The 19358-nt window shown below is 69.0% G+C and carries 21 protein-coding genes; 12 read left to right on the top strand and 9 right to left on the bottom strand.

The annotated features are described in order from the left end of the window. The first annotated feature begins 33 nt into the window (after nt 1-33). Complete coding sequence (locus MYF83_RS28445; RefSeq protein ID WP_248963802.1) at nt 34-726, top strand: aspartate/glutamate racemase family protein; 693 nt, start codon at nt 34-36, stop codon at nt 724-726. 94 nt (nt 727-820) lie between these two features. On the opposite strand, the gene MYF83_RS28440 is transcribed toward MYF83_RS28445, so the two are convergent. The 3 genes from MYF83_RS28440 to MYF83_RS28430 are packed head-to-tail and all read right to left on the bottom strand — an operon-like array spanning nt 821 to nt 3475. Beyond that, nucleotides 821-1312 carry a GerMN domain-containing protein gene (locus tag MYF83_RS28440; RefSeq protein ID WP_248963801.1) on the bottom strand — a complete coding sequence of 164 codons (492 nt, stop codon included), beginning with the start codon at nt 1310-1312 and terminating at the stop codon, nt 821-823. Continuing rightward, nucleotides 1309-2793 (bottom strand): ATP-binding protein, encoded by a 1485-nt coding sequence (locus MYF83_RS28435; RefSeq protein WP_248963800.1) that lies wholly within the window; start codon nt 2791-2793, stop codon nt 1309-1311. Before MYF83_RS28435 ends, MYF83_RS28440 begins: the two co-directional genes overlap by 4 nt. A gap of 7 nt (nt 2794-2800) precedes the next feature. Then, nucleotides 2801-3475 carry a response regulator gene (locus MYF83_RS28430; RefSeq protein ID WP_248963799.1) on the bottom strand — a complete coding sequence of 225 codons (675 nt, stop codon included), beginning with the start codon at nt 3473-3475 and terminating at the stop codon, nt 2801-2803. 938 nt (nt 3476-4413) lie between these two features. Here MYF83_RS28430 and MYF83_RS28425 point away from each other — a divergent pair. Both MYF83_RS28425 and MYF83_RS28420 read left to right on the top strand, forming a co-directional pair. Next, nucleotides 4414-5163, top strand: a complete 750-nt coding sequence (locus MYF83_RS28425) for an NACHT domain-containing protein (RefSeq protein ID WP_248963798.1) — start codon at nt 4414-4416, stop codon at nt 5161-5163. Further along, nucleotides 5117-5947 (top strand): S41 family peptidase, encoded by an 831-nt coding sequence (locus tag MYF83_RS28420; RefSeq protein ID WP_372500262.1) that lies wholly within the window; start codon nt 5117-5119, stop codon nt 5945-5947. The genes MYF83_RS28425 and MYF83_RS28420 overlap by 47 nt, the downstream gene beginning before the upstream one ends. Before the next feature lie 35 nt (nt 5948-5982). Here MYF83_RS28420 and MYF83_RS43105 read toward each other — a convergent pair whose 3' ends face one another. Then, nucleotides 5983-6108 carry a hypothetical protein gene (locus MYF83_RS43105; protein WP_279340166.1) on the bottom strand — a complete coding sequence of 42 codons (126 nt, stop codon included), beginning with the start codon at nt 6106-6108 and terminating at the stop codon, nt 5983-5985. A 151-nt stretch (nt 6109-6259) separates the two neighbouring features. Between MYF83_RS43105 and MYF83_RS44885 the strand changes: the two genes are divergently transcribed. Continuing rightward, nucleotides 6260-6487, top strand: coding sequence for a DUF8691 family protein (locus tag MYF83_RS44885; protein ID WP_504974764.1), 228 nt, complete (start codon nt 6260-6262; stop codon nt 6485-6487). Here the strand turns inward: MYF83_RS44885 and MYF83_RS28415 are convergent. Further along, nucleotides 6484-7083 (bottom strand): CGNR zinc finger domain-containing protein, encoded by a 600-nt coding sequence (locus MYF83_RS28415; RefSeq protein ID WP_248963796.1) that lies wholly within the window; start codon nt 7081-7083, stop codon nt 6484-6486. The genes MYF83_RS44885 and MYF83_RS28415 overlap by 4 nt on opposite strands. 262 nt (nt 7084-7345) lie before the next feature. Between MYF83_RS28415 and MYF83_RS28410 the strand changes: the two genes are divergently transcribed. The 3 genes from MYF83_RS28410 to pip all read left to right on the top strand — a co-directional run bounded on the left by MYF83_RS28410 (nt 7346) and on the right by pip (nt 10311). Beyond that, the gene (locus MYF83_RS28410) at nt 7346-8269 is read left to right on the top strand and encodes a DMT family transporter (protein WP_248963795.1); all 924 of its coding nucleotides are present in this window, start codon (nt 7346-7348) and stop codon (nt 8267-8269) included. Nucleotides 8270-8354: 85 nt separating this feature from the next. Then, complete coding sequence (locus tag MYF83_RS28405) at nt 8355-9374, top strand: 3-oxoacyl-ACP synthase III family protein (protein ID WP_248963794.1); 1020 nt, start codon at nt 8355-8357, stop codon at nt 9372-9374. Next, entirely contained in the window at nt 9343-10311 is a 969-nt protein-coding gene (gene pip / locus MYF83_RS28400) for a prolyl aminopeptidase (protein WP_248963793.1), read from the top strand. The genes MYF83_RS28405 and pip overlap by 32 nt, the downstream gene beginning before the upstream one ends. Before the next feature lie 691 nt (nt 10312-11002). Here pip and MYF83_RS28395 read toward each other — a convergent pair. The 3 genes from MYF83_RS28395 to MYF83_RS28385 form a co-directional block, all read right to left on the bottom strand. Next, nucleotides 11003-11872 (bottom strand): aldo/keto reductase, encoded by an 870-nt coding sequence (locus MYF83_RS28395; RefSeq protein WP_248963792.1) that lies wholly within the window; start codon nt 11870-11872, stop codon nt 11003-11005. 440 nt (nt 11873-12312) lie between these two features. After that, on the bottom strand, nt 12313-13392 hold the full coding sequence (locus MYF83_RS28390) for a Gfo/Idh/MocA family protein (RefSeq protein ID WP_248963791.1): 1080 nt from the start codon (nt 13390-13392) through the stop codon (nt 12313-12315). Then, a complete protein-coding gene (locus MYF83_RS28385) occupies nt 13389-13790 on the bottom strand; it encodes a ThuA domain-containing protein (RefSeq protein WP_248963790.1) in 402 nt (133 codons plus the stop codon). The genes MYF83_RS28390 and MYF83_RS28385 overlap by 4 nt, the downstream gene beginning before the upstream one ends. A 471-nt stretch (nt 13791-14261) precedes the next feature. On the opposite strand from MYF83_RS28385, the gene MYF83_RS28380 reads away from it, so the two are divergent. Next, on the top strand, nt 14262-14804 hold the full coding sequence (locus MYF83_RS28380) for an RNA polymerase sigma factor (RefSeq protein WP_248963789.1): 543 nt from the start codon (nt 14262-14264) through the stop codon (nt 14802-14804). After that, nucleotides 14801-15694: a hypothetical protein gene (locus tag MYF83_RS28375; RefSeq protein WP_248963788.1), complete on the top strand. Its 894-nt coding sequence runs from the start codon at nt 14801-14803 to the stop codon at nt 15692-15694. Before MYF83_RS28380 ends, MYF83_RS28375 begins: the two co-directional genes overlap by 4 nt. Before the next feature lie 425 nt (nt 15695-16119). Here MYF83_RS28375 and MYF83_RS28370 read toward each other — a convergent pair whose 3' ends face one another. Then, nucleotides 16120-17340 carry an FAD-dependent oxidoreductase gene (locus MYF83_RS28370; RefSeq protein ID WP_248963787.1) on the bottom strand — a complete coding sequence of 407 codons (1221 nt, stop codon included), beginning with the start codon at nt 17338-17340 and terminating at the stop codon, nt 16120-16122. 53 nt (nt 17341-17393) lie between these two features. Here MYF83_RS28370 and MYF83_RS28365 point away from each other — a divergent pair, with 53 nt between their 5' ends. From MYF83_RS28365 to MYF83_RS28355, 3 genes are all read left to right on the top strand, one after another. Next, entirely contained in the window at nt 17394-18086 is a 693-nt protein-coding gene (locus MYF83_RS28365; RefSeq protein WP_248963786.1) for a TetR/AcrR family transcriptional regulator, read from the top strand. A 35-nt stretch (nt 18087-18121) separates the two neighbouring features. Further along, nucleotides 18122-18493 carry a hypothetical protein gene (locus MYF83_RS28360; protein WP_248963785.1) on the top strand — a complete coding sequence of 124 codons (372 nt, stop codon included), beginning with the start codon at nt 18122-18124 and terminating at the stop codon, nt 18491-18493. Nucleotides 18494-18833: 340 nt separating this feature from the next. Further along, nucleotides 18834-19358, top strand: a 525-nt coding sequence (locus tag MYF83_RS28355; protein WP_248963784.1) for an endo-1,4-beta-xylanase, incomplete at its 3' end; no start/stop codon positions are given.

Here is a 19358-nt window from a genome sequence, read left to right as displayed (position 1 = left end):
GCCTGCCGGCACAAGCTATCGAAACGGAGTTCCATGCGCACTATCGGTCTCATCGGCGGGTTGAGCTGGGAATCGACGGTGATCTACTACCAGATCATCAACCAGCGAGTACGCGAGCGACTCGGCGGCAGCCATTCCGCCAACAGCCTCATCTGGTCGGTCGACTACACGACCGTCGAGGACCTCATCTTCGCCGACCGCTGGGACGAGGTGAGTACGCTGCTGGCCGATGCCGGCAGGAAACTGGAGGATCTCGGCGCCGAGGTCCTGCTCGTCTGCAGCAACACTTTCAGCCGGGTGAGCGACGACGTGGCGCGGGCCGCGAGCGTGCCCGTGCTGCACATCGCCGACGCCGTGGGCGCGGAGGTCCGCGCCAGGGGGATGCGCAAGGTCGGTCTGCTGGGCACTCGCTTCACCATGGAGCAGCCCTTCTACCGGGATCGGCTGGCCGCCCACGGCTTCGACGTGGTCGTCCCGCGGCGCGAGCAGCGGGAACTGGTCCATCGCGTGATCTTCGACGAGCTGGTGCGCGGGGTGCTCCGGGGATCCTCCAGGGACGCGTACGCCCAGATCATCGCCGATCTCGCAGCCGATGGAGCCGAAGGCGTCATCCTCGGCTGCACGGAGATCGAGCTCCTGATCACTGAGAAGAACACCGCCATCCCGCTACTGCCGAGCGCTCGGCTGCACGCGGAGGCGGCGGCCGGCTTCGCGCTGGCCGGCTGACGCACCCTCGGTCGCGTTACCGCCAGCCGCACGTTCCACTCAATCTCCCCAAGACCACGGCGATCTGCCCAAAGTAGAGGATGGGTCTCTACCGTTACTCCGGGCACTTCTGGGGGCCGACGCTCTGCCCAGCACCGACGACGGTGACCTGGGCAGGGTTTACCGGCGCCGTGGCGGCGGCCGTGCACACGATCTGCTCGACGGCCAGTGTGGACAGTTCGCCGGCCGGAGTGGACAGGGTCACCACCAAGTGGCCGGCCGGCTTGGCGGTCACCGAGAACGGGCCGGCTTCGGGCGGGACGTCGGTGGTGAGTCCGTGCGCCTTTTCCCTCGCGGTGGGTCCGGCTGCCAGCAGCGCGAGCGTGTCCGCCTTGAACAGTGGGCGACCACCGGGCCCGGGTCGCGTCACCGCGTTGAGTCGGCCGTTCTTCACCAGGTAGAGGGTGATCGTCGTGGTCGGTGCGACGGCTCCGCTCGGCGGGTCGCCGGCGACGATGACGTCGCTGGGTTGCACGCCGCAGCCGGCCACGGTGACGAGCGATACGAGGCCCGCGGCGAGCACGCGGCGGGCGAGCCCGGTCCTCACTCGGGGCCTCCGTCCGGATCGTGTGCCCGGCGTGGCAGGCGCAGCGTGAAGATGGCGCCGCCGTCCGAGGCGTTGGTGACGGTGAGGTCGCCTCGGTGCAGGCGCGCGTTCTCCCGCGCGATGGCGAGGCCGAGGCCGCTGCCCTCGGACCTGGCCCTGGCCGCGCTGGCCTTGTAGAACCGGTCGAACACGTGCGGCAGCACCGCTTCGTCCAGCCCCGGTCCGTGGTCGCGGACCTCGAGAGCGATCCAGTGCGGGTCGGCGGAAAGCCGTACCGACATCGGTGGCTCGCCGTGCCGCAGGGCGTTGCCGACCAGGTTCGCGAGGATGACGTCCACTCGGCGCGGGTCCAGCCGTGCCGTCACCGCGGGTGGAAGCTCGGTGTGCACCGACTCCGACCAGCCCCGGGCACGCAGGGTCGAGCGCACCAGCTCGGCCACGTCGACCTCGTTCAGCACGAGGGCCGCGACGCCGGAGTCGAACCTGCTGATCTCGATGAGGTCGTTCACCAGCCCGGTGAGGTTGAGCGTCTCCTGGCTGACCAGCCTGGCGGCCCTGCCGGCGGGCTCGGGCAGCCCGGCCGCCTCCTCGTCGAGGACGTCGGCGACCGCGGCGAGCGCGGCCAGCGGGGTGCGCAGCTCGTGGGACACGTCGGCCACGAACCGGCGGGCATCGGCCTCCATCTCGCGGAGCTGCTTGACGAGCCGTTCCAGCTCCGCAGCGGTGTTGTTGAACGTGCGCGCCACGTCGGCCAGCTCATCGGAGCCGCGCACCGCGATCCTGGTCCGCATCTCGCCCTGGCCCAGCAGGCGTGCCGCCCGGCCGAGCTCGCGCACCGGGCCCAGCACGCCACGGGTGGCCAGCAACGCCAGGACGACCGCGAACGCCAGGGCCGCCCCGCCGATGGGCCAGGCGCGTGCGGCGAGCGCGTCGATGCTGCGCTGTTCGGGAAGCAGGCTGCGCGCGGTGTAGACCTCGATGCCGGACACCCGCGTCGTCCGGTCCTGCTCGGTGATCAGCAACGGCGTGCCGATGATCAGGTTGGGCTCGCCCTGCCACACCACACGTTGCCACGCGGTACGGCCGCCGGCCACCACCTGCCGCAACTCCGGTGAGATCACCCCGAGGTCCAAGATCCGGGCCCTCCCGTCCGGCCTCCAGCGCCCCGGCGCCGGGGGCGGGGGCGGGGGGACCGGCGAGTGCATCTCGCGGTAGACGGCAACCGCAAAGCTATTCTGGTCGGCCGCGGCCGCGGCGATCTCGCCGAGCTCGTCCGGGCCCGGCGCCGCGCTCCGCAACGGGTAGAGCGCCTTCAGGCGGCTGGTCATCGCCTGCACCGCGGCATCCTGGGTCCTCTGCAGGATGGCGTTGCGGGCCTCGACATAGATCCCGCCGGTCACCGCCGCCGCGGTGACCACGCACAGCAGTGCGAAGGCGAACAACAGCCGGGCACGCAGCCCCAGGCTCGGCCGAGGTGTCACCGGCGGCTCACACCGGCCCGAACCGGTACCCGAACCCACGCACCGTCTGCACGTAGACGGGCGCCGCCGAGTCGTCCTCGATCTTCGCGCGCAACCGCTGCACGCACGCGTCCACCAGACGCGAGTCGCCGAAATACCCGTGCTCCCACACCGATTCCAGCAGCTGCTGGCGGCTGTGCACCCGGCCCGGCGTGCCGGAGAGCTCGAGCAGCAGGCGCAGCTCGGTCGGGGCGAGGTCCACCGGCACGCCGCGTTTGGCGACCACGATCCCGGCCCGATCGATGGTCAGGTCCCCGTGCCGCTCCAGCTCCGCCTGGTCCCGGCCGATCCGCCGGAGCACGGCGCCAATGCGTGCCTCGAGCACCCTGGGCTGCACCGGCTTGACCACGTAGTCGTCGGCGCCCGCCTCCAACCCGGCCACCACGTCCATGTCATCGCCGCGCGCGGTCAGCATGATGATCGGTACCTGGCCGGCGGCCCGGATGCGGCGGCAGACCTCGAACCCGTCCATGCCAGGCAACATCAGATCGAGCACGACGACGTCGGGAAGGTCCGTACGCAGCCGGTCCAGCCCCTGCTCGCCGGACTCCACCGCGCGCACCCGGTGCCCATGCCGGGTCAGGGCCAGCTCAAGACCCTCCCGCACGGCCGGGTCATCCTCGATCAACAACACTCGCGACACGCCCCCGAGTTTCACAGCACGCCCCCGTAACTCGTCCGCCGGTCAACCCCATCCACTGTCGGCCGGCCGTGTGCCCGCCTCGTCTTCGCCGTGTCATGGTTGTGTCACGGCCTTGCCGACGGTCGCGCCGACGGTGGCCGCCGTCGACAAACGGTGACATGCGGCGGACAACGCGCGCACATTCGGCGCCAATCGTAGTTCGTCATGAACGAGCCACGCACGATCCCTCGGCCCCGTGACCGGCTGTGCGCCGTGCTCCTGCTGCCCGCGGCGTTCGTTCGCCATCCCGGCCGTGCCCGCGAACTGGCCTGCCGCTGGGCGTTGGGGATGCGCTTCCCCGCCGAGGACCTACGCACGATCCAAGCGGGCGCGAGAAGCGCGCCCCGGTCTCCCGGAGGTGAAGAGCCCTTGCCGTCTGGTCTTTCTCCCACTACGCGGGTGCTCGGCGTCGCCATATCCGCGGTCCTCGCCGCCGGGGGCTGGCTGGTCGACAGCGGCGCGCAGGCCCGGCCGGCGTTGTTGTCGAGCTCCAGGCCGGCGCACCGCCGCCCTGGACGCGGCCGGATGCCGCTGGCAGCCGATCCTTCAACAGCCACCGGGGCAAGCCTCCCTGCACACCGAGCCCCTGGGCGTTAGCTTCACCTTTCGCAGCGACGCCGGGCTGCTTGTCGCCGCTGCAGTCATCATCGAGTGGCGTGAGCGGCGCAGCCAATCCGGCCAGGCTGCCGAGCCGGACCGGTCGGCCGGTTGGCTGGCCGGGCAGGTCCGCCAGCAGTGGGAACACGAGGCGGTGTTGCGCCGCCTGCACGACCCGATGCCGCTGCAGGTGCGCTGGTGCTCAACCCGGCGGCCGGTGGCCGCTGACCGCGCTCTGGTTCGACGGCCCGGCGGGGGCGGGCTGGGATCTGCTGCCGCTGCGCGGGGAGGCCGCCGAGATCGTGGACGCCTTCCTGCGGCTGCCGCATGGGAGGCTGGTAGTGCTGGGCGAGCCGGGCGCGGGCAAGAGCGTGCTGGCGGTGCTGCTCACGTTGGGTCTGCTCCAGCACCGCCAGATCCTCTCGCCCGAGGAGCGTGAGCGGGCGCCAGTGCCGGTCCTGCTGCCCATGGCTTCCTGGAACCCCCAGGCCGAAGGCTTGGAGCTGTTCCTGGCCCGCCGTTTGGGGCAGGAGTACCCGCGGCTGCGGCGGCAGGCCGGCGAGGGCGAGCCGGATCTCTCCGCGGCGCTGGTGGCTGACCGACGGATCCTGCCCATCCTGGACGGCTTGGACGAGCTGCCCACACCGCTGCATGCGCGCGCGGTTGGGGAGCTCAACGCCTACGCCGGCACCGGGCAGGGCCTGGTGGTGACCTGCCGCAGCCGTGAATACGAGCAGGCCATCAGCACACGCGGGGCGGAGCTGGCCCGGGCGGCCGTGGTCGAGCTCCAGCCGGTCGCGCTTGAGCAGGTCATCGCGTTCCTGTCGCAACCGGCGATCGCCCGGCCCCGCTGGAAGCCGGCGGGAAAGGCCAAAGCCCAAGTCCGGCGACAAGCGCGGCAGCGGCGTTTCCTACGGAATCCTCGGCATCGACCGGCTGTCGGGTGGCCGGTTCGGTCAACCCGAGGCCGACCCCGTCGCGAGGCCTCCGCTTTTCGTCATCTCGGTGAAGGCGGGAAGCCCCGCCGCCGAGCACGGTGTGCGGCCGGGTGACGAGATCGTCTCGATCGACGGACTGGGCCCGTTCGTGAACGACAAGGTCTCCTCCCACATCCTCGCCTTGATCTACGAGGAGCGCCCGCAGACCCGGACCTGGCGGCTGAAGCTACGGCGCCCGTCCACCGGCCGCACCCGGACGGAAACGATCAAGCCAGGCCGCGTCAATGAGACTCCCGAGTCTCGCCGGGCCGTCTCCAAAAGGCTGCTGACCGGCGACGTCGCCTACAACAAGCTGCCCGAGTTCGGCCGTGACGCAGCGGATCACGTCACGACAGCCGTCAACGGCCTGCGCGACGGCAGGACGTTGCACGGGGTCATCCTCGACCTGCGCGGCAACGGAGGCGGCGACCCGGAGCAGGTCACAAGACTGCTGGGGGCCTTCGCCCACGGCAAGACCACGAGCTACTTCTGCGACGTGCACGGCAACTGCACCACCGGCCACACCGACGACACCGTCCCGCTGCTCAACCTGCCCCTGGTCGTGCTCACCGACCGCGGCTGCGGCTCGGCCTGCGAGGACTTCAGCACCGCGGTCAAGGATCTCAAACTGGGTCCACTGGTCGGCACCCGCACCGCGGGCGAGGTCGCCGGTCCCTCGGGCCCCCTGCTGCTGGACGACAACAGCCTGCTGATCCTGCCTCCCAAGCACTACTTCGGGACCAACAAGGAGATCATCGACACGATCGGCGTCGCCCCTGACCACTACGTCCCGATGACGGCCGACGCCCTGTCCGCCGGGAAGGATCCCGCTCTCGCGAAGGCGCTGAGCCTGCTATGACCAGGACACTGTGACAAGAACGCCGGCCCCCGGCGTCAGGGGCCCACGATCTCTTCTGGGTGCAGGGTGGCGAGCGTCTGCAGGGCGCGTAGGAAACCTTGCCGGTCTTCGGGGGAAAGGCGGGCCAGCAGGCGTTCTTCGTTGCGCTGAAACTGGAACACCCCGGGGACGACTACTCATATGGCATGTTCTACCTGTCTCGATGGCGCTGGGCGTGGGCTGGGGCATCAACCTCGCGGTCGCTGAGTACGTCATCCGCCGGCGGATCAGCAGCCGCCGAACCAGCAGGGCGAGGACGAAGGTGGCGGCCTGATGGCCCAGTCGCCCAGACGACAGCCGCCGGCCTGCTACCAGCTTCGGGTCGACGGGCACCTCGACCACCACTGGTCTGCCTGGTTCGACGACCTCACCCTGACCCACGAAAGCGACGGCACGACCAGCCTTAGCGGTCTCGTCTCGGACCGCCCGCCGGGGATGGAGACGGTGAGGCCGATGCCGTCTCCGAAGATCTCAGCGGGGGGAACGCCGGACTCAGGTTAGGGCGTCTTGGGGATGCTGGCAGTTGCCGCTTCGACCTGTCGGCGCCGGTAGCTTTTCGCCTTGGACTTGTTACCGCAGGTGGCCATGTTGCACCAACGTCCGGTCTTGTTGCGGGCGTGGTCGTAGAACGCCCACTGACAGTCCGGATTGCTGCAGACCTTGAGGCGCTCCCAGCAAGGCGTCCCTGCGTGCTCGGCTACAGCAGCGACGATGCGGGCGAGTGCGCGAGGGACTCCGCTGCGGGTGGAAACCAGCTTGATGACCAGGTCCGGTGAGATCTCGACCTGCAAGGGGGCAGCCGACTGGGCGGCCATGTTGAACGCCGCCGCAGCGGCCGAGGCCCGACTTGGGTCGGACCTGTCTCGTAGTACGGCGCGGATCGCCTCCCGCAGCCTGACGGCTTTCGCGACGTCGGCCTGGTCGACCGTTTCGCCTGCGCGGAGAAGCTCATGTGATTGGAGCCATGTCGCCAGATGGGTGGCTTCGTCAAGTTCGTCGAACTCTGCTTCAAGATCTCGGGTGTTCATGAAGAGGCGAAGCACCTCCAAGCCCTCAGGGGCCACATCGGGCTTGCCGTTTTGCTCTCTCGTCACCATTCACATCTTTTAACTGGTCGCTGTCGTCACCGTTCTCGCTACTTGACAGGTTACCCCATATCGATAGAAGCTCAAGGCGACGGGAAGTGATCCGGCCATGCGGCTCAAGTTCAACGCAGACGGAACCGAAGAGCACACGGTGCGGCGACGCCGGTATGGCGTGGGCTTGAACGCGAGAGCGCTCCGATCCACCACACGAGCTCGGTCGGACCGAGCGCCTCGGATGACTGGTCCCAATCAGTCGGCGCGTGCGGTGTTCGGGGTGTCTCTCATCTTGGCCTCGGCCACCTGCTTCGGCGCTATGGCGATCTTCGCGAAGGTCGCCTACGCAAGCGGCGCCGATGTCCACGGGGTGTTGCTGGTGCGTTTCGGCGTTGCCGCTGTCGCCCTGCTGGCCCTGATGGCCCTCACATCGTCGTCATGGCCGCGCGGGCGTGATCTTCAACTTCTGGTGGCGATGGGGGCAGTCGGCTATGTCGGGCAGTCCCTGACCTACTTCACCGCGCTGACCCGGATACCCGCTGGGCTGGTGGCCGTGCTCTTCTACACCTATCCGGTGCTGGTGGCGATCTCCGCCGCCGTTCTCGGCCGCCGCATGCCAACCATGGTCATCCTCGCCGCCTCTGGCGCGGCGACCTTGGGCGTCGCCCTTGTCGCCGGACCGAGGTTGGAGGGCGATCTGCTCGGCATCGTTCTTGCCGTCGCCGCCGCGGTCATCTACACCGGGTACATCCTGGCGGGCGGCCGGCTGTCAGGCGGCACCGGACCGCTCGCGTCGACCACCATCGTCTGCCTGGCAGCGACGTTCGTCTACGGCGGCGCCTGGCTCGCCCATACCCCATCGTTCCCAAGCGGGGTCACGGGTTGGTCGGCAGCGGTGGCGACCGCCGTGGTCTCCACGGTCATCGCTATCGTGGCCTTTTTCGCCGGTCTCCGTCTGCTGGGCGCCGCTCCATCGGCAGCGGTTTCCAGCGCCGAGCCGGTGGTCACGAGCGTGCTGGCGTTCCTTGTGTTCGGGGAACGCCTGACGTCGCTGCAGGTCTTCGGTGCCGCACTCGTGTGCGCGTCGGTTCTGGGGGTTGCCGCTACGAGCGGGCGCACCTCGGCGCCGCCTCCACCGTCCCAGCCTGACCTCGGCTCGCTCGGGGGACAGAACCGCCCGGCCGCTTCTGCCGGCGCGAGTTGACCATCGGTTCATCGGGCGACCGAGCAGCACACCCACACAGGGCGCCACTTCGCCATGCCGAATCATGCCAACGGAAGAAGATGACATGCCCGCCGTCCTCGAACGTTCTGTCGCCAGATACGACCCCATTGGAATCACCGGAACCGGCGCCTACCTCCCCTCGAGCGTTTTGACCAACGCCGAGCTTTCGGATCGGATGGCCATCAACCCCGACTGGATCGAGGACCGTACCGGAGTATACGAACGGCGCGTCGCCGCTGCCGGCGAAGCGACATCGGACCTGGCCTCGGTCGCCGCACGACGTGCCATGCGCGCCGCCGGAATCGGGGCGGACGAAGTAGATCTGATCATCGTGGCGACCTCGACACCGGACAAGCCGATGCCGGCGACCGCATGCATCGTGCAGGCGAACCTCGGTCTCGGCCATTGCCCGGCGTTCGACGTCGATGCCGTCTGCACGGGGTTTGTATACGCGTTGGAGGTTGCCCGCTCGATGATGTCGGCCGATCCACGGCTTCGTCACGCGGTGGTCATCGGCGCTGACATCTACTCACGCATCCTCGACTACACCGACCGCCGCACCGCGAGCCTGTTCGGAGACGGAGCGGGCGCGGTCATCCTGTCGCGGGTACCCGCCGAGTTCGGCATCAAGGATGTCGAGCTTGGTGCGGACGGATCCAAGGCTGACTACGTGAGCGTTCCCGCAGGCGGCAGTCGTGCACCCGCCACCGCCGAGACCCTGGATTCCGGTGACCACTTCTTCAAAATGGACGGCCGAGCGGTACGCAAGTTCGCTGAGAACATCTTCGAGTTGGCGATCGACGGGGTGCTCGATCGGTGCGAGATGACCGTAGGCGAGCTCGACCTGGTTGTGCCCCATCAGGCGAATGTGCGTCTTCTCGAAGACTGCGCGAAGAAGTCAGGGCTACACGCTCCTCACCGCCGCCGAGCTGGTCGAAGCGCTCTACCGGGGCCTGGCCGGCAACTGCGGGATCTGCGGGATCTGCGGGTGGGGCATCCGTTGACGACGCAGGCTGCGCGCCCGGTGGCGTCGGCGAGTATGTCTTATAGCTATGGGACAACTGACGTTTTATCCGCCGATTGAGCCGTACGAGACCGGGATGCTCGAGGTGGGCGACGGGAACGAGATCTATTGGGAGGTCTGCGGCAACCCCGGCGGCAAACCTGTCGTCTTTCTCCACGGCGGTCCCGGCGGCGGGTTGCTGCCGAGGCAACGGCGGTTCTTCGATCCCGAGGCGTACCGGATCGTCCTGTTCGACCAGCGCAACTGCGGGCGCAGTCGGCCGCATGCGGCGGACCCTGGGGTGTCGCTGGAGGCCAACACGACGTGGCACCTCGTGGCGGACATCGAGCGGCTCAGGCAGCGGCTCGGCGTCGAGCGCTGGCAGGTGTTCGGCGGCTCATGGGGGACGACGCTGGCGCTGGCCTACGCGCGGCGGTACCCGAAGCGTGTGAGCGAGCTGGTGCTGCGCGGCATCTACTTGGCGAGCAAGGCTGATGACGCGTGGGCGTTCACCGGCACCGGGGTGGCCCGGCTGTTCCCACGAGAGTGGGCGGCCTTTCGCGACTTCATCCCGGAGGCGGAGCGGGACGACTTGGTCGCCGCTTACCATCGCAGGTTGTTCGACCCGGACCCGGAGGTGCACGTCCCGGCCGCGCGGGCGTGGGCAGCCTGGGAGTTGTCGGCGAACACGCTGCTCCCTGTCTCGCCACCACCTCTGGACGACCGGGAGCTGGTGGGCTTCTCACGCATCGAGGCGCACTACTTCAGCCAGGGGTGTTTCCTGCAAGAGGGTGAGCTGCTCGACGTGGCTGCGATCAGGCACATCCCGGGCGTGATCGTGAACGGTCGCTATGACATGAAGACGCCGCCGGACGCGGCGTGGGACCTGCATCTGGCCTGGCCGGAGGCGGAGCTGCGGATCGTCGAGGATGCCGGCCACGCGGGCGCCGAGCCCCGTACGCTGCACGAGCTCATCGCGGCCACCGACGGTTACCGGGACAGCTGGCCCGCCTCCTGACCCGCGAAGACGAGGTCGGCCGCTGAGCTTCTGGTCACCATCCGAACAGAAAGGATTGGCCATGCGTATGCGTGCGCACCGAGGCTGCGCCGCCCTGGCCTGGTACCCGCAACCCACGATCACGAGCCAGCCGCCAAGCACTACGTGATCGTGAACCGGACTACGGGGCGTTCCCACGTGGTCATCGCAGGCCAAGATCCCGGTTCGGGCCGGAAGGGATCGCCCGTCCGCCCATGATGGTCGAGGAGCGGCGACCTGGCTTCTGAGCACGGCGAGTTGATGTCGGAGTACCGGGATCTCTGCGTCTTTAGACGCCTGTGATCGGGCGAGCAGCGCGATCCAGCCGAATACCCGTAAGACGACGATCAAGTACAGCAGGCGCAGAGCCATCCTGCGGTCCTGCCGGAGCCGAGCAATCGAGCACAGGCTCGTCATGCGGAGGTCTGCTTCGGCCTGGTCTCTTCGCCGTCGCTGTTGGCTTCGGCTCGGGTGACCCTGCCATCGGCGTGCACCAGTAGCCGCCGCACCGCCGGATATGCCTCGTGCGCTTCCGTCGCTTGAGGCCGGCGGCCCGGGTGATCGGCGTCATCCGCTGTACCTGGTTTCGGTGACCCCGATGGCCCGGATCCAGCTCACGATCGCCTGCCACTCGGCCCCGTACCCGACCGCCCCAGAAGGTGGAACGACCCGCCTATGCGAGCGCGGTCAGCTCGGCGACCTCTTCGTCCGACAGCTCGACCAAAGCGGCGGCGAGGTTGTCCTCCAGGTGCGAGACCTTTGACGTGCCAGGGATCGGCAGCATCACCGGGGACTTGTGCAGCAGCCATGCCAGGGCCAGCTGCGCGGGTGTGGCACTGTGCTCCTTGGCGGCCGTGTCCAGCAGGCTGCCGGGCCGTGCCAGCTCCCCGAGGGCCAGCGGGAACCACGGGATGAACCCGAGGCCCTCCGCCGTGCAGTACTCCAGGACCTCCTCCGACTGCCGGTTGGTGAGGTTGTAGAGGTTCTGCACACTCACCACCTCGGTCAGCTCCCTGGCCCGCTTGATCTCGGCCACGCTCACCTCGGACAGACCGATGTGGCGGATCTTGCCCTCGGAGCGCAGTTCCTCCAGCACGCCGAGCTGATCCTCGACGGGGACCTGCGCGTCGATGCGGTGGAGCTGGTAGAGGTCGATGCGCTCCAGCTTGAGACGGCGCAGGCTCATCTCGACGCACTGCCGCAGGTATTCCGGGCGTCCCACCGGCGCCCAGATGTCCGGGCCGGGCCTGGTCAGCCCGCCCTTGGTGGCGATGACAAGATCCTCCGGGTATGGATGCAGCGCCTCGGCGATCAGGGTCTCGCTGACATACGGCCCATAGGAGTCGGCGGTGTCGATCAGCGTGACACCGAGTTCGACGGCCCGGCGGAGCACCGCGATCGCCTCCTGGCGGTCGGCCGGCTCTCCCCAGATGCCAGGACCGGTGATCCGCATCGCACCGAAGCCCAGCCGATGGACCGGCAGGTCGCCGCCGATGTCGAAGGAACCACTCCGCACGGCCGGACGACCAGTGATCTCAGGCATGAATTCGTCTCCTCGTCTGGCGAGTCTCAAAGAGGGATCCACCGGTCTGCGAAGCCGGCGATCGCTCACGCAGAGCAATAACTCCGAATATTTAGGTGATATTCCCTGGCACGGCGGCTGCGCGCCGTGATCACTGGATGGTCACGGCAATCATTCCGTGATCACGGCGAGGCCGTGAGGGTCACTTGCACGGACAGCCGGCAGGAGGGGTTCGATGGTGCAGGTGCGCAGATCACCCGGGACGAAGAGTTGTCATCGGCGGGTTGCGCCGCCGGCCTCAGCCATCCCACAGCGCCCGACCCATCCGAGCCGCCGGGCGGCGTACCGCACGCGGGGTTCCAGATCCAGTCGGGTCACGGGGCCTCCGGCGGTGCGAGGTTGAGCACCAGGTCGTCCATGCGGTCCCCGCAACGGGGAAGATCTAGATCAAGGCATGTGGCTCATGGCTCGGTCGGGAGCAAGCCCACGGGCTGGGGCCGTTCACATGTGCTCGTGATGGTCACCGCCGTCCCGGAGTGCGCCGAGGACAGCAGTGATTCCATGACGTCGAGCACGTGGTACGCGAGCGCTCCGCTCGCGCGGGACTCCTGGCCCGCTGGGGTCGTGGCGAGATCCGCCAGGCCCACTCCGCGCCCGGCCTCGATGTAGCCGGCTGTGGCGGGAACGGTCTGCCACCCCTCCTCGCCCACCCTCGCCAGCAGGACGGGGCCGTCGAAGTGGTTCGGATCGGGGACGACGAGCGAGCCTCGTTCGCCGTGCACTTCGATGTTGGGCGCACTGGTGGCCGCCCCGTCGAAGCTCATCACCAGCGTGGACAGCGCCCTGGACGCGTGTACGAGCACGCCGGTGACGTGGGTGTCGACAGCGACCGGGATCTCCTCGCCGCGGCGGGGGCCCGAGCCGATGGCCCGCTCGGCCCGCGTACGGCTGGCGGCGCCGATGACCGTCGTCACCGGCCCGAGCAGGGTGACCAGGCTGGTGATGTAGTACGGGCCCATGTCCAGGAGCGGGCCGCCGCCGGGGGCATAGTAGAAGTCGGGATTCGGGTGCCAGCGTTCGTGACCGGGCGTCATCATGGTCGCGGTCGCCGCGACCGGCCTGCCGATCAGGCCGTCATCGATCGCCTTGCGGGCCGTCTGCGTACCGGTGCCTAACACCGTGTCCGGCGCGCAGCCCACCCGCACCCCAGCGGCGGCGGCCGCGCGCAGCACCCGCGCGGCATCGGCGGCGGTCGCGGCAAGGGGCTTCTCGCAATAGACATCCTTGCCGGCCGCGATGGCCTGCAACGCGATTTCGGCGTGCGCGGAGGGGATGGTCAGGTTGAGTACGACGTCAATGCGCGGATCCGCCATTAGCTCCGCCACACTCAGCACCTCGACGCCCGCATACGGCCGCACCGCCTCCCTGGCCCGTTCAAGATCCAGATCGGCCACGGCCACCAGCCGCAGCTCCGGCAGCCGTTCGATGCTCTGGCGATACTGGGCGAAAATGACGCCACACCCGACAACGCCGACGTTCACCGGCTGGCCCACAACATTCCCCTCTCGATGATGGTGCGCACGCTGTCGTTACGCAGGACGTCGAGGCTGTGCCCCGGGGTCGTGACGAAGATCTTTCCGCTGCCCCATCTGCGGGTCCAGATCACTGGCGAGGTGACCTCCCGGTGCCAGGGGTCCCACGGGCGGACCTTCTGCGTCGTGGTGGCCAGCACGTCGACGTAATCGTCGGTTAGCACCCAGTACTGCTCGGTGACCAGGTCGAAGTCCGCGATGCCCGCGGTGATGGGATGGGTGCTCGCCTCGGGCAGCATGGTGATGGTGTAGGGGACGAAAAGGAAGAGGTCGGTGGCCGCCACCGGCGCGTGCCCTTCCCAGCCGCCCCGCATCACCAGAGCCCTACGGCCATGATCACCTGTCATGCCTTCACCTATCACTCAAGGGGCAAACGACGCCAATCGTCACATTTCGAGCCGCTGAGCGCCAATGTGCAACTCCTCGCGTACGTGCGCCGGCACGCTGAACTCATCGGTCGAATCACGGCGTTGGAGGGGGACGGCCAAGATAAGCCGGAAAGGGGAAACATCCTGTTCAGAGAGGTGCTCAGTGGGGGAGGGCGGGGTGTCGCCGGGTCGTGTTCGGCGGTGATGCGGGCCGAGGTCTTCTCATCCAGCTTGACGTAGAAGCCGAGGCTGCCCAGGTGGGCGCTGCCGATGAGTCGACCGCCACATGAACCCGAAGGGCGAGGACGCCACGACCGGCGGGCCGTGCAGAAGTGCACGCCGGGCTCTTCGGAAGCCGAGGGATGTTCCAAACCCGCAGAACCTTATAGAAATGCCCCGAGAATTCCGGACATGGATGTAGATGACCGATGATCCAGTTAAGGAGACCGGATGGGATCCGATCCCCGTAGCCGGTTCGTGGAGATCTACGAATCCGCCTACGAACCCATACTCGGGTACGTCCTGCGCCGCTGCCCGCACCCGGAGGACGCCGCCGACGTGGTGGCCGAGACGTTCACCGTCGCGTGGCGGCGCATCGAGGAGGTGCCCGAGGGCGACGAGGCGAGGCTGTGGCTGTACGGCGTGGCGCGCCGGGTCCTCGCCAACCATCGGCGTGGCGAGCGGCGCCACGAGCAGCGTACGACGGCCCTGCGCGAGCGGCTTGCCGCCTCCCCCGCGCTGGCCCGCCCGCCGGAGGACGAGATGTCGCAGATGGGGCGGGTCTTCCGCGACCTGCCGGACGACGACCGGGAACTGCTCTGCCTGGTCGCCTGGGAGAAGCTCGACCACGGGCAGATCGCCCGCATGCTCGGCATCTCCCGCAACGCGGTGCGGATCAGGCTCTACCGCGCCCGCAAGCGTTTCGCTCGGGGCCTGGCGAAAGCCGGGATCGACCATCCTCGTGCCGTCGCCCTGGAAGGGAGCTCGTTGTGAACCTCGCCGATCTCGCCCGCGTGCGCGACAAGGACCTCGCCGGAGAGGCGTCCGCGCCGGAGACGCGGGCGCTCATGCACGCGATCATGTCCGAGGAGCGGGAGCCGCTCACCGTGACACGGCCCGGCCGCAAGGTCCGCCGGGGGCTGGTGCTGGGCCTCGCGGCCATGGCGACGGCCGCGGCGGTCGCCGTCGGCACCGGCCTGGTCGGCGGCCCTGTAACCAGTTACGCCAACGCGGCCGTCTCCATCAAGAAGACGGGCGAGTACTTCAGCGTGAACATCACCGACCCCACGGCCGACCACCACCGCTTCGAGGAGGCGTTCCGGGCGGTCGGGCTGAGGGTGACGGTCAAGGTGGTCCCGGTGGCGCCGTCCGACGTGGGGAAGCTGATCGGCCCCATCGTCCCGGGCGGCTTCAAGTGGCACGGCAGCATCGGCACTCAGAGGATCACGCCGTGCTCGTCGGCGTTCTGCGCGAAGGTGTGGATGCCGGCCGACTTTCCCGGACGGGTGGTGTTCGGCGTCGGCCGCCCCGCCAAGCCGGGCGAGCCGTACGTCGACGAGGGTCCCGTCGACCCGGAGGGTGATGAGGCCCTGTCCGGGTACACCAGCCACGGCAAGACGGTCGCGGACGTACGGGCCGAGCTGAGCCGGCGCGGGCTGAAGCTCGGCTACCGGCTGCTCTGGAAGTACGAGGACGACGGCGACGGCGGCATCTCGTGGTTCGACGAGGCCGTGCCGGAGAGCCGGATCAAGGACGACTGGATCGTGGCGTCCACCCGCTTCCACAGCTCCGACACCGTCACCCTGTACGTGACCCCCGGCAAGGACGCGGGCCCCGCCCCCAGCCCCCACCCCGAACCACAGTGGTACGACATGCCGGACTGAGCCCGCAGCAGGGGGCGGCGCCCGGTTCCAGCCAGGGCGTTGCCCCTTTCCGGTCTATCTCGGTTGTCCCTCTTGGAGTCCGGGGGCGAGGAACCGGCGGACAGCCGTTGGCGCTGAGAAGGATCTTGATTGCAGCGAGCGAGGCTGCTCCTGGTCGTGAGGATCCCTCAGCGCGTACCCCGGTGCCGGCGTGCGGCGCGGATTAGGCCCAGGCTCGACCCAGAGGGTCTGCCTGCATCGGACCGCCAGGTGGCGGTGACCCCGCCCACCCTGGCTCGCTAACGCCACTGGCCGTTCGGTTGCTGCTCACCGCCCCGTGGCGGCGTATGGCGGGCGGTGGATCTGCTGGAAGGAACCGCGGCGGTGCCGTGCTGTCCCGTGAAGCCGTGGCGAGCTGCTGGTGCTGGTGCTCTCGCGCTTGGCAGTCAGGATGGCTGAACTTCGTCGAAGAGGGCGAGGGCTTCGGTGGGGTCCGGGCTCACGAGGCGTTCCAGACCGGCCGTCGTGATCTTCGCCCACCTGCCGGCCCGTGCCCACATCTGTTCCTCGAAGGCGCGGACGGCCTCGTCCAGATCGCCAGGGCCGGGGGCGGCGGCGACGGACTCGGCGAGTTCGGCGCCTTCCAGCATCGCGAGGTTCGCGCCCACCCCCAATGGGGGCATCAGGTGGGCGGCGTCGCCCAGTAGCGTCACCCCGGGGACGTGGGCCCAGGTGTGGGACACGGGCAGGACGTAGAGGGGGCGGTGGACGAAAGCGGTGCCGTGGCGGAGGAGGTCGAGGACGGGAGCGGCCCAGCCATCGAACAGAGCCAGCAGGCTTGATCGCACGGCCTCGACGTCGGCCAGGTCCAGGCCCGCGTCCATGCCTGCGTCCATGCCTGCGTCCATGCCTGCCTCCATGCCTGCGTCCAGGCCCGCGCGCCGGTTCAGGCCCATATGCCGGTCCAGGTTCGTGTGCCAGTCCAGCGGCGCGCGGAACTGGGCGTACACCTTGACGTGGCCGCCGCTGTTGCGCTGGGCGACTAGGGCGCGGTTCACGCCGTACACAGCCATGGAACCGTCGCCGATCAGCCGGGCGAGGTCGGGGTGGCGGGTGTCGACGTCGTCCAGGGAGGTCTCGACCAAGGTGACGCCGGTGTAGTGCGGCGTCGCGGACGAGATTGCCGGGCGGACCCGGGACCAGGCGCCGTCCGCGCCGATCACGAGGTCGAACGTCTCCTGTCGCCCGTCCGCGAAACGGACCAGCACGCCGTCCCGCGTCCCCGGCACTACCTCCGTCACGCCCCGCCCCCACTGAACGTCGAGGGGGCCGAGCAGCAGGTCACGGAGTTGCCCCCGGTCGATCTCGGGATTGGCCCGGTCACCCGGACGGGGTTGCCAGTCGCGGAGGACGGTCCCGTCCGCGTCCAGGATGCGCATGGCCTGCCCCTCGGGACGGGACAGCGCCTGGAACTCCGCCAGCAGCCCCGCCTTGCCCAGCGCGAGCTGGCCCATCCCTTCGTGCAGGTCGAGCGTGCCGCCCGGGGGACGGGCGTCGGGGGCGGGATCGCGTTCGAGGATGGTGACGGGGTGACCGTGGCGGTGCAGGACGCAGGCGAAGGTGAGGCCGGCGGGGCCGGCCCCAATCACGGCGATACCATGTCTCATGGCGATATACTGTATTGAACTATTACGATGTATCGCAAGAGTACGATGTAACCATGACTGTGTGGGACCGGCCGGAGCCGCCGACTCGCCCCGTGCCGCTCGACCGGGAGCGAATCGTTGCCGCCGCCATCGCGCTGGCCGACGAGGGCGGGCTGGAGGCGGTGTCGTTGCGCAAGGTCGCCGCCCGGCTGGACGCCGGCCCGATGCGGCTGTACGGATACATCTCCACCAAGGAGGAGCTGTTCGACCTCATGGTGGACGAGGTCCACGCCGAGATCCTCCCCGAGGAGCAGCCCGGCGACTGGCGGGAGGTGCTGCGCATCCGCGCCCACCGCACCAGGCAGGCCACCCGCCGTCACGAATGGCTGGCCGACCTGCTCGGCGGCCGTCCGGCCCTGGGCCCAAACGCCCTCGCCGTGACTGAGGCCACGCTGGCCGCCCTCGACGGCCTCGCCGACCTCGACACCGTCCTGCGCGCCGTGGAGACTGTCAGCGCCTACTTCACTGGCGCGATCAGGCGCGAGATCGCGAACCTGCGGGCCGAGCGCGCCACGGGCCTGTCCAAGCGCGACTGGCAGCGCGCCTCCGGCCCGCATCTGAGGAGGATGCTGGCCACGGGCCGCTTCCCGGCACTGGCCAAGGCCGTGCACGACGGCACGGAGGTGGACGCCGAGGCGTCCTTCGCGACCGGCCTGGACTGGGTCCTCGACGCCGTGGCCGCCAAACTCGCCCAGCCGCCGGCGTGACGCTCAGGATTTCCAGGTGACATCCGTGGCACCGCATGACGCCGCCAGACTGCGCACCTACCACCGGCACGACAGGCCTGTTCCTCATCAACACCCTGAGCTTCTTCGCCGTGATCGCCGCAGTGCTCGGCATGCGCCGCAGCGAGCTGCACGTCCTGGCGCGCGCCGGGAAATCCACGGATCTCGGCGTGCGCGGGAGCGTCCGGTACGTGCTGCGAACTCCCTGGCTCCTGGTGCTGCTCGCGCTCGCCTTCGTCCTCGGCAGCCTGGGCCGCAACTACCAGGTGACCATGGCCGCGATGAGCGCAGGCCCGCTTGAGATCTTCAAAGGCTTCGACACAGGGTGTGCCGGGGTGCGTACGGTCAGGCACAGCCCATTTGGTGTTATCGGGGGTCACCGCATCTGATCGGTGAGGGCGTTGTGCTGAAACTTACATCGACTATGTCTCGCCCCGGCGTGACGAGACCGCAAAGTTTCAGGAGGCCGGGACAGAGGTTGGAACATGCGCGAGGCGTGTACGCCGGGCGGAACAACCGAAACTTTCAGGATGGCCTTGACAGGTTTCGGGGAGGTTTCCACACTGAGTCCCCAAGGCGTGCTCCTTCTGCCAGATCGGTGGTGCGCAGCAGGGGCCGCCGTCCGCGACGCCCTGGTGGTGTGCCTCCCCGGTAATGGGGCGCGGCGTCGCATTCGCGGGGTGTCCCCGTGTTTCCGCTTTCCCGTGATTCAGTTATGGAGGCTCAGGCATGGGCGCAAATGCCATACCCCCGCCCGGAACCCGGCGACCCTTCAGCGGCCTGCGCCGGGCCCTGATCGCCGGCGCCCTCGGCGTACTCGGCACGATCACGGCGCTGACGGTGCCGGTTCCCTCCGCCGCCGCGGCGAGCACGCTCGGCGCGGCGGCGGCGCAGAGCGGGCGGTACTTCGGCACCGCGATCGCCGCGGGCAAGCTCGGCGACTCGGCGTACACCACGATCGCCAACCGCGAGTTCAACATGGTGACGGCCGAGAACGAGATGAAGATCGACGCCACCGAGCCGAACCGGGGCCAGTTCAACTTCACCAACGGCGACCGCGTCTACAACTGGGCCGTGCAGAACGGCAAGCGGGTCCGCGGGCACACCCTGGCCTGGCACTCCCAGCAGCCCGGCTGGATGCAGTCCCTGTCCGGCAGCGCGCTGCGCCAGGCGATGATCGACCACATCAACGGCGTGATGGCCCACTACAAGGGCAAGATCTACGCCTGGGACGTGGTCAACGAGGCGTTCGAC

This window comes from Sphaerisporangium perillae, assembly GCF_023276435.1.
Lineage (GTDB): Bacteria > Actinomycetota > Actinomycetes > Streptosporangiales > Streptosporangiaceae > Sphaerisporangium > Sphaerisporangium perillae.
The sequence above is the reverse complement of the archived record's forward strand: the minus strand, read 5'-3'. Positions and strand labels throughout refer to the sequence as shown.

What these genes read in the sequence shown, in the direction of transcription:
- MYF83_RS28445 (WP_248963802.1), top strand. Translation starts at nt 34, where the DNA reads ATGCGCACTATCGGTCTCATCGGCGGGTTGAGCTGGGAATCGACGGTG.
- MYF83_RS44885 (WP_504974764.1), top strand. Translation starts at nt 6,260, where the DNA reads ATGGCCCAGTCGCCCAGACGACAGCCGCCGGCCTGCTACCAGCTTCGG.
- MYF83_RS28415 (WP_248963796.1), bottom strand. Translation starts at nt 7,083, where the DNA reads ATGGTGACGAGAGAGCAAAACGGCAAGCCCGATGTGGCCCCTGAGGGC.
- MYF83_RS28405 (WP_248963794.1), top strand. Translation starts at nt 8,355, where the DNA reads ATGCCCGCCGTCCTCGAACGTTCTGTCGCCAGATACGACCCCATTGGA.
- pip (WP_248963793.1), top strand. Translation starts at nt 9,343, where the DNA reads ATGGGACAACTGACGTTTTATCCGCCGATTGAGCCGTACGAGACCGGG.
- MYF83_RS28395 (WP_248963792.1), bottom strand. Translation starts at nt 11,872, where the DNA reads ATGCCTGAGATCACTGGTCGTCCGGCCGTGCGGAGTGGTTCCTTCGAC.
- MYF83_RS28385 (WP_248963790.1), bottom strand. Translation starts at nt 13,790, where the DNA reads ATGACAGGTGATCATGGCCGTAGGGCTCTGGTGATGCGGGGCGGCTGG.
- MYF83_RS28380 (WP_248963789.1), top strand. Translation starts at nt 14,262, where the DNA reads ATGGGATCCGATCCCCGTAGCCGGTTCGTGGAGATCTACGAATCCGCC.
- MYF83_RS28370 (WP_248963787.1), bottom strand. Translation starts at nt 17,340, where the DNA reads ATGAGACATGGTATCGCCGTGATTGGGGCCGGCCCCGCCGGCCTCACC.
- MYF83_RS28365 (WP_248963786.1), top strand. Translation starts at nt 17,394, where the DNA reads ATGACTGTGTGGGACCGGCCGGAGCCGCCGACTCGCCCCGTGCCGCTC.
- MYF83_RS28360 (WP_248963785.1), top strand. Translation starts at nt 18,122, where the DNA reads ATGACGCCGCCAGACTGCGCACCTACCACCGGCACGACAGGCCTGTTC.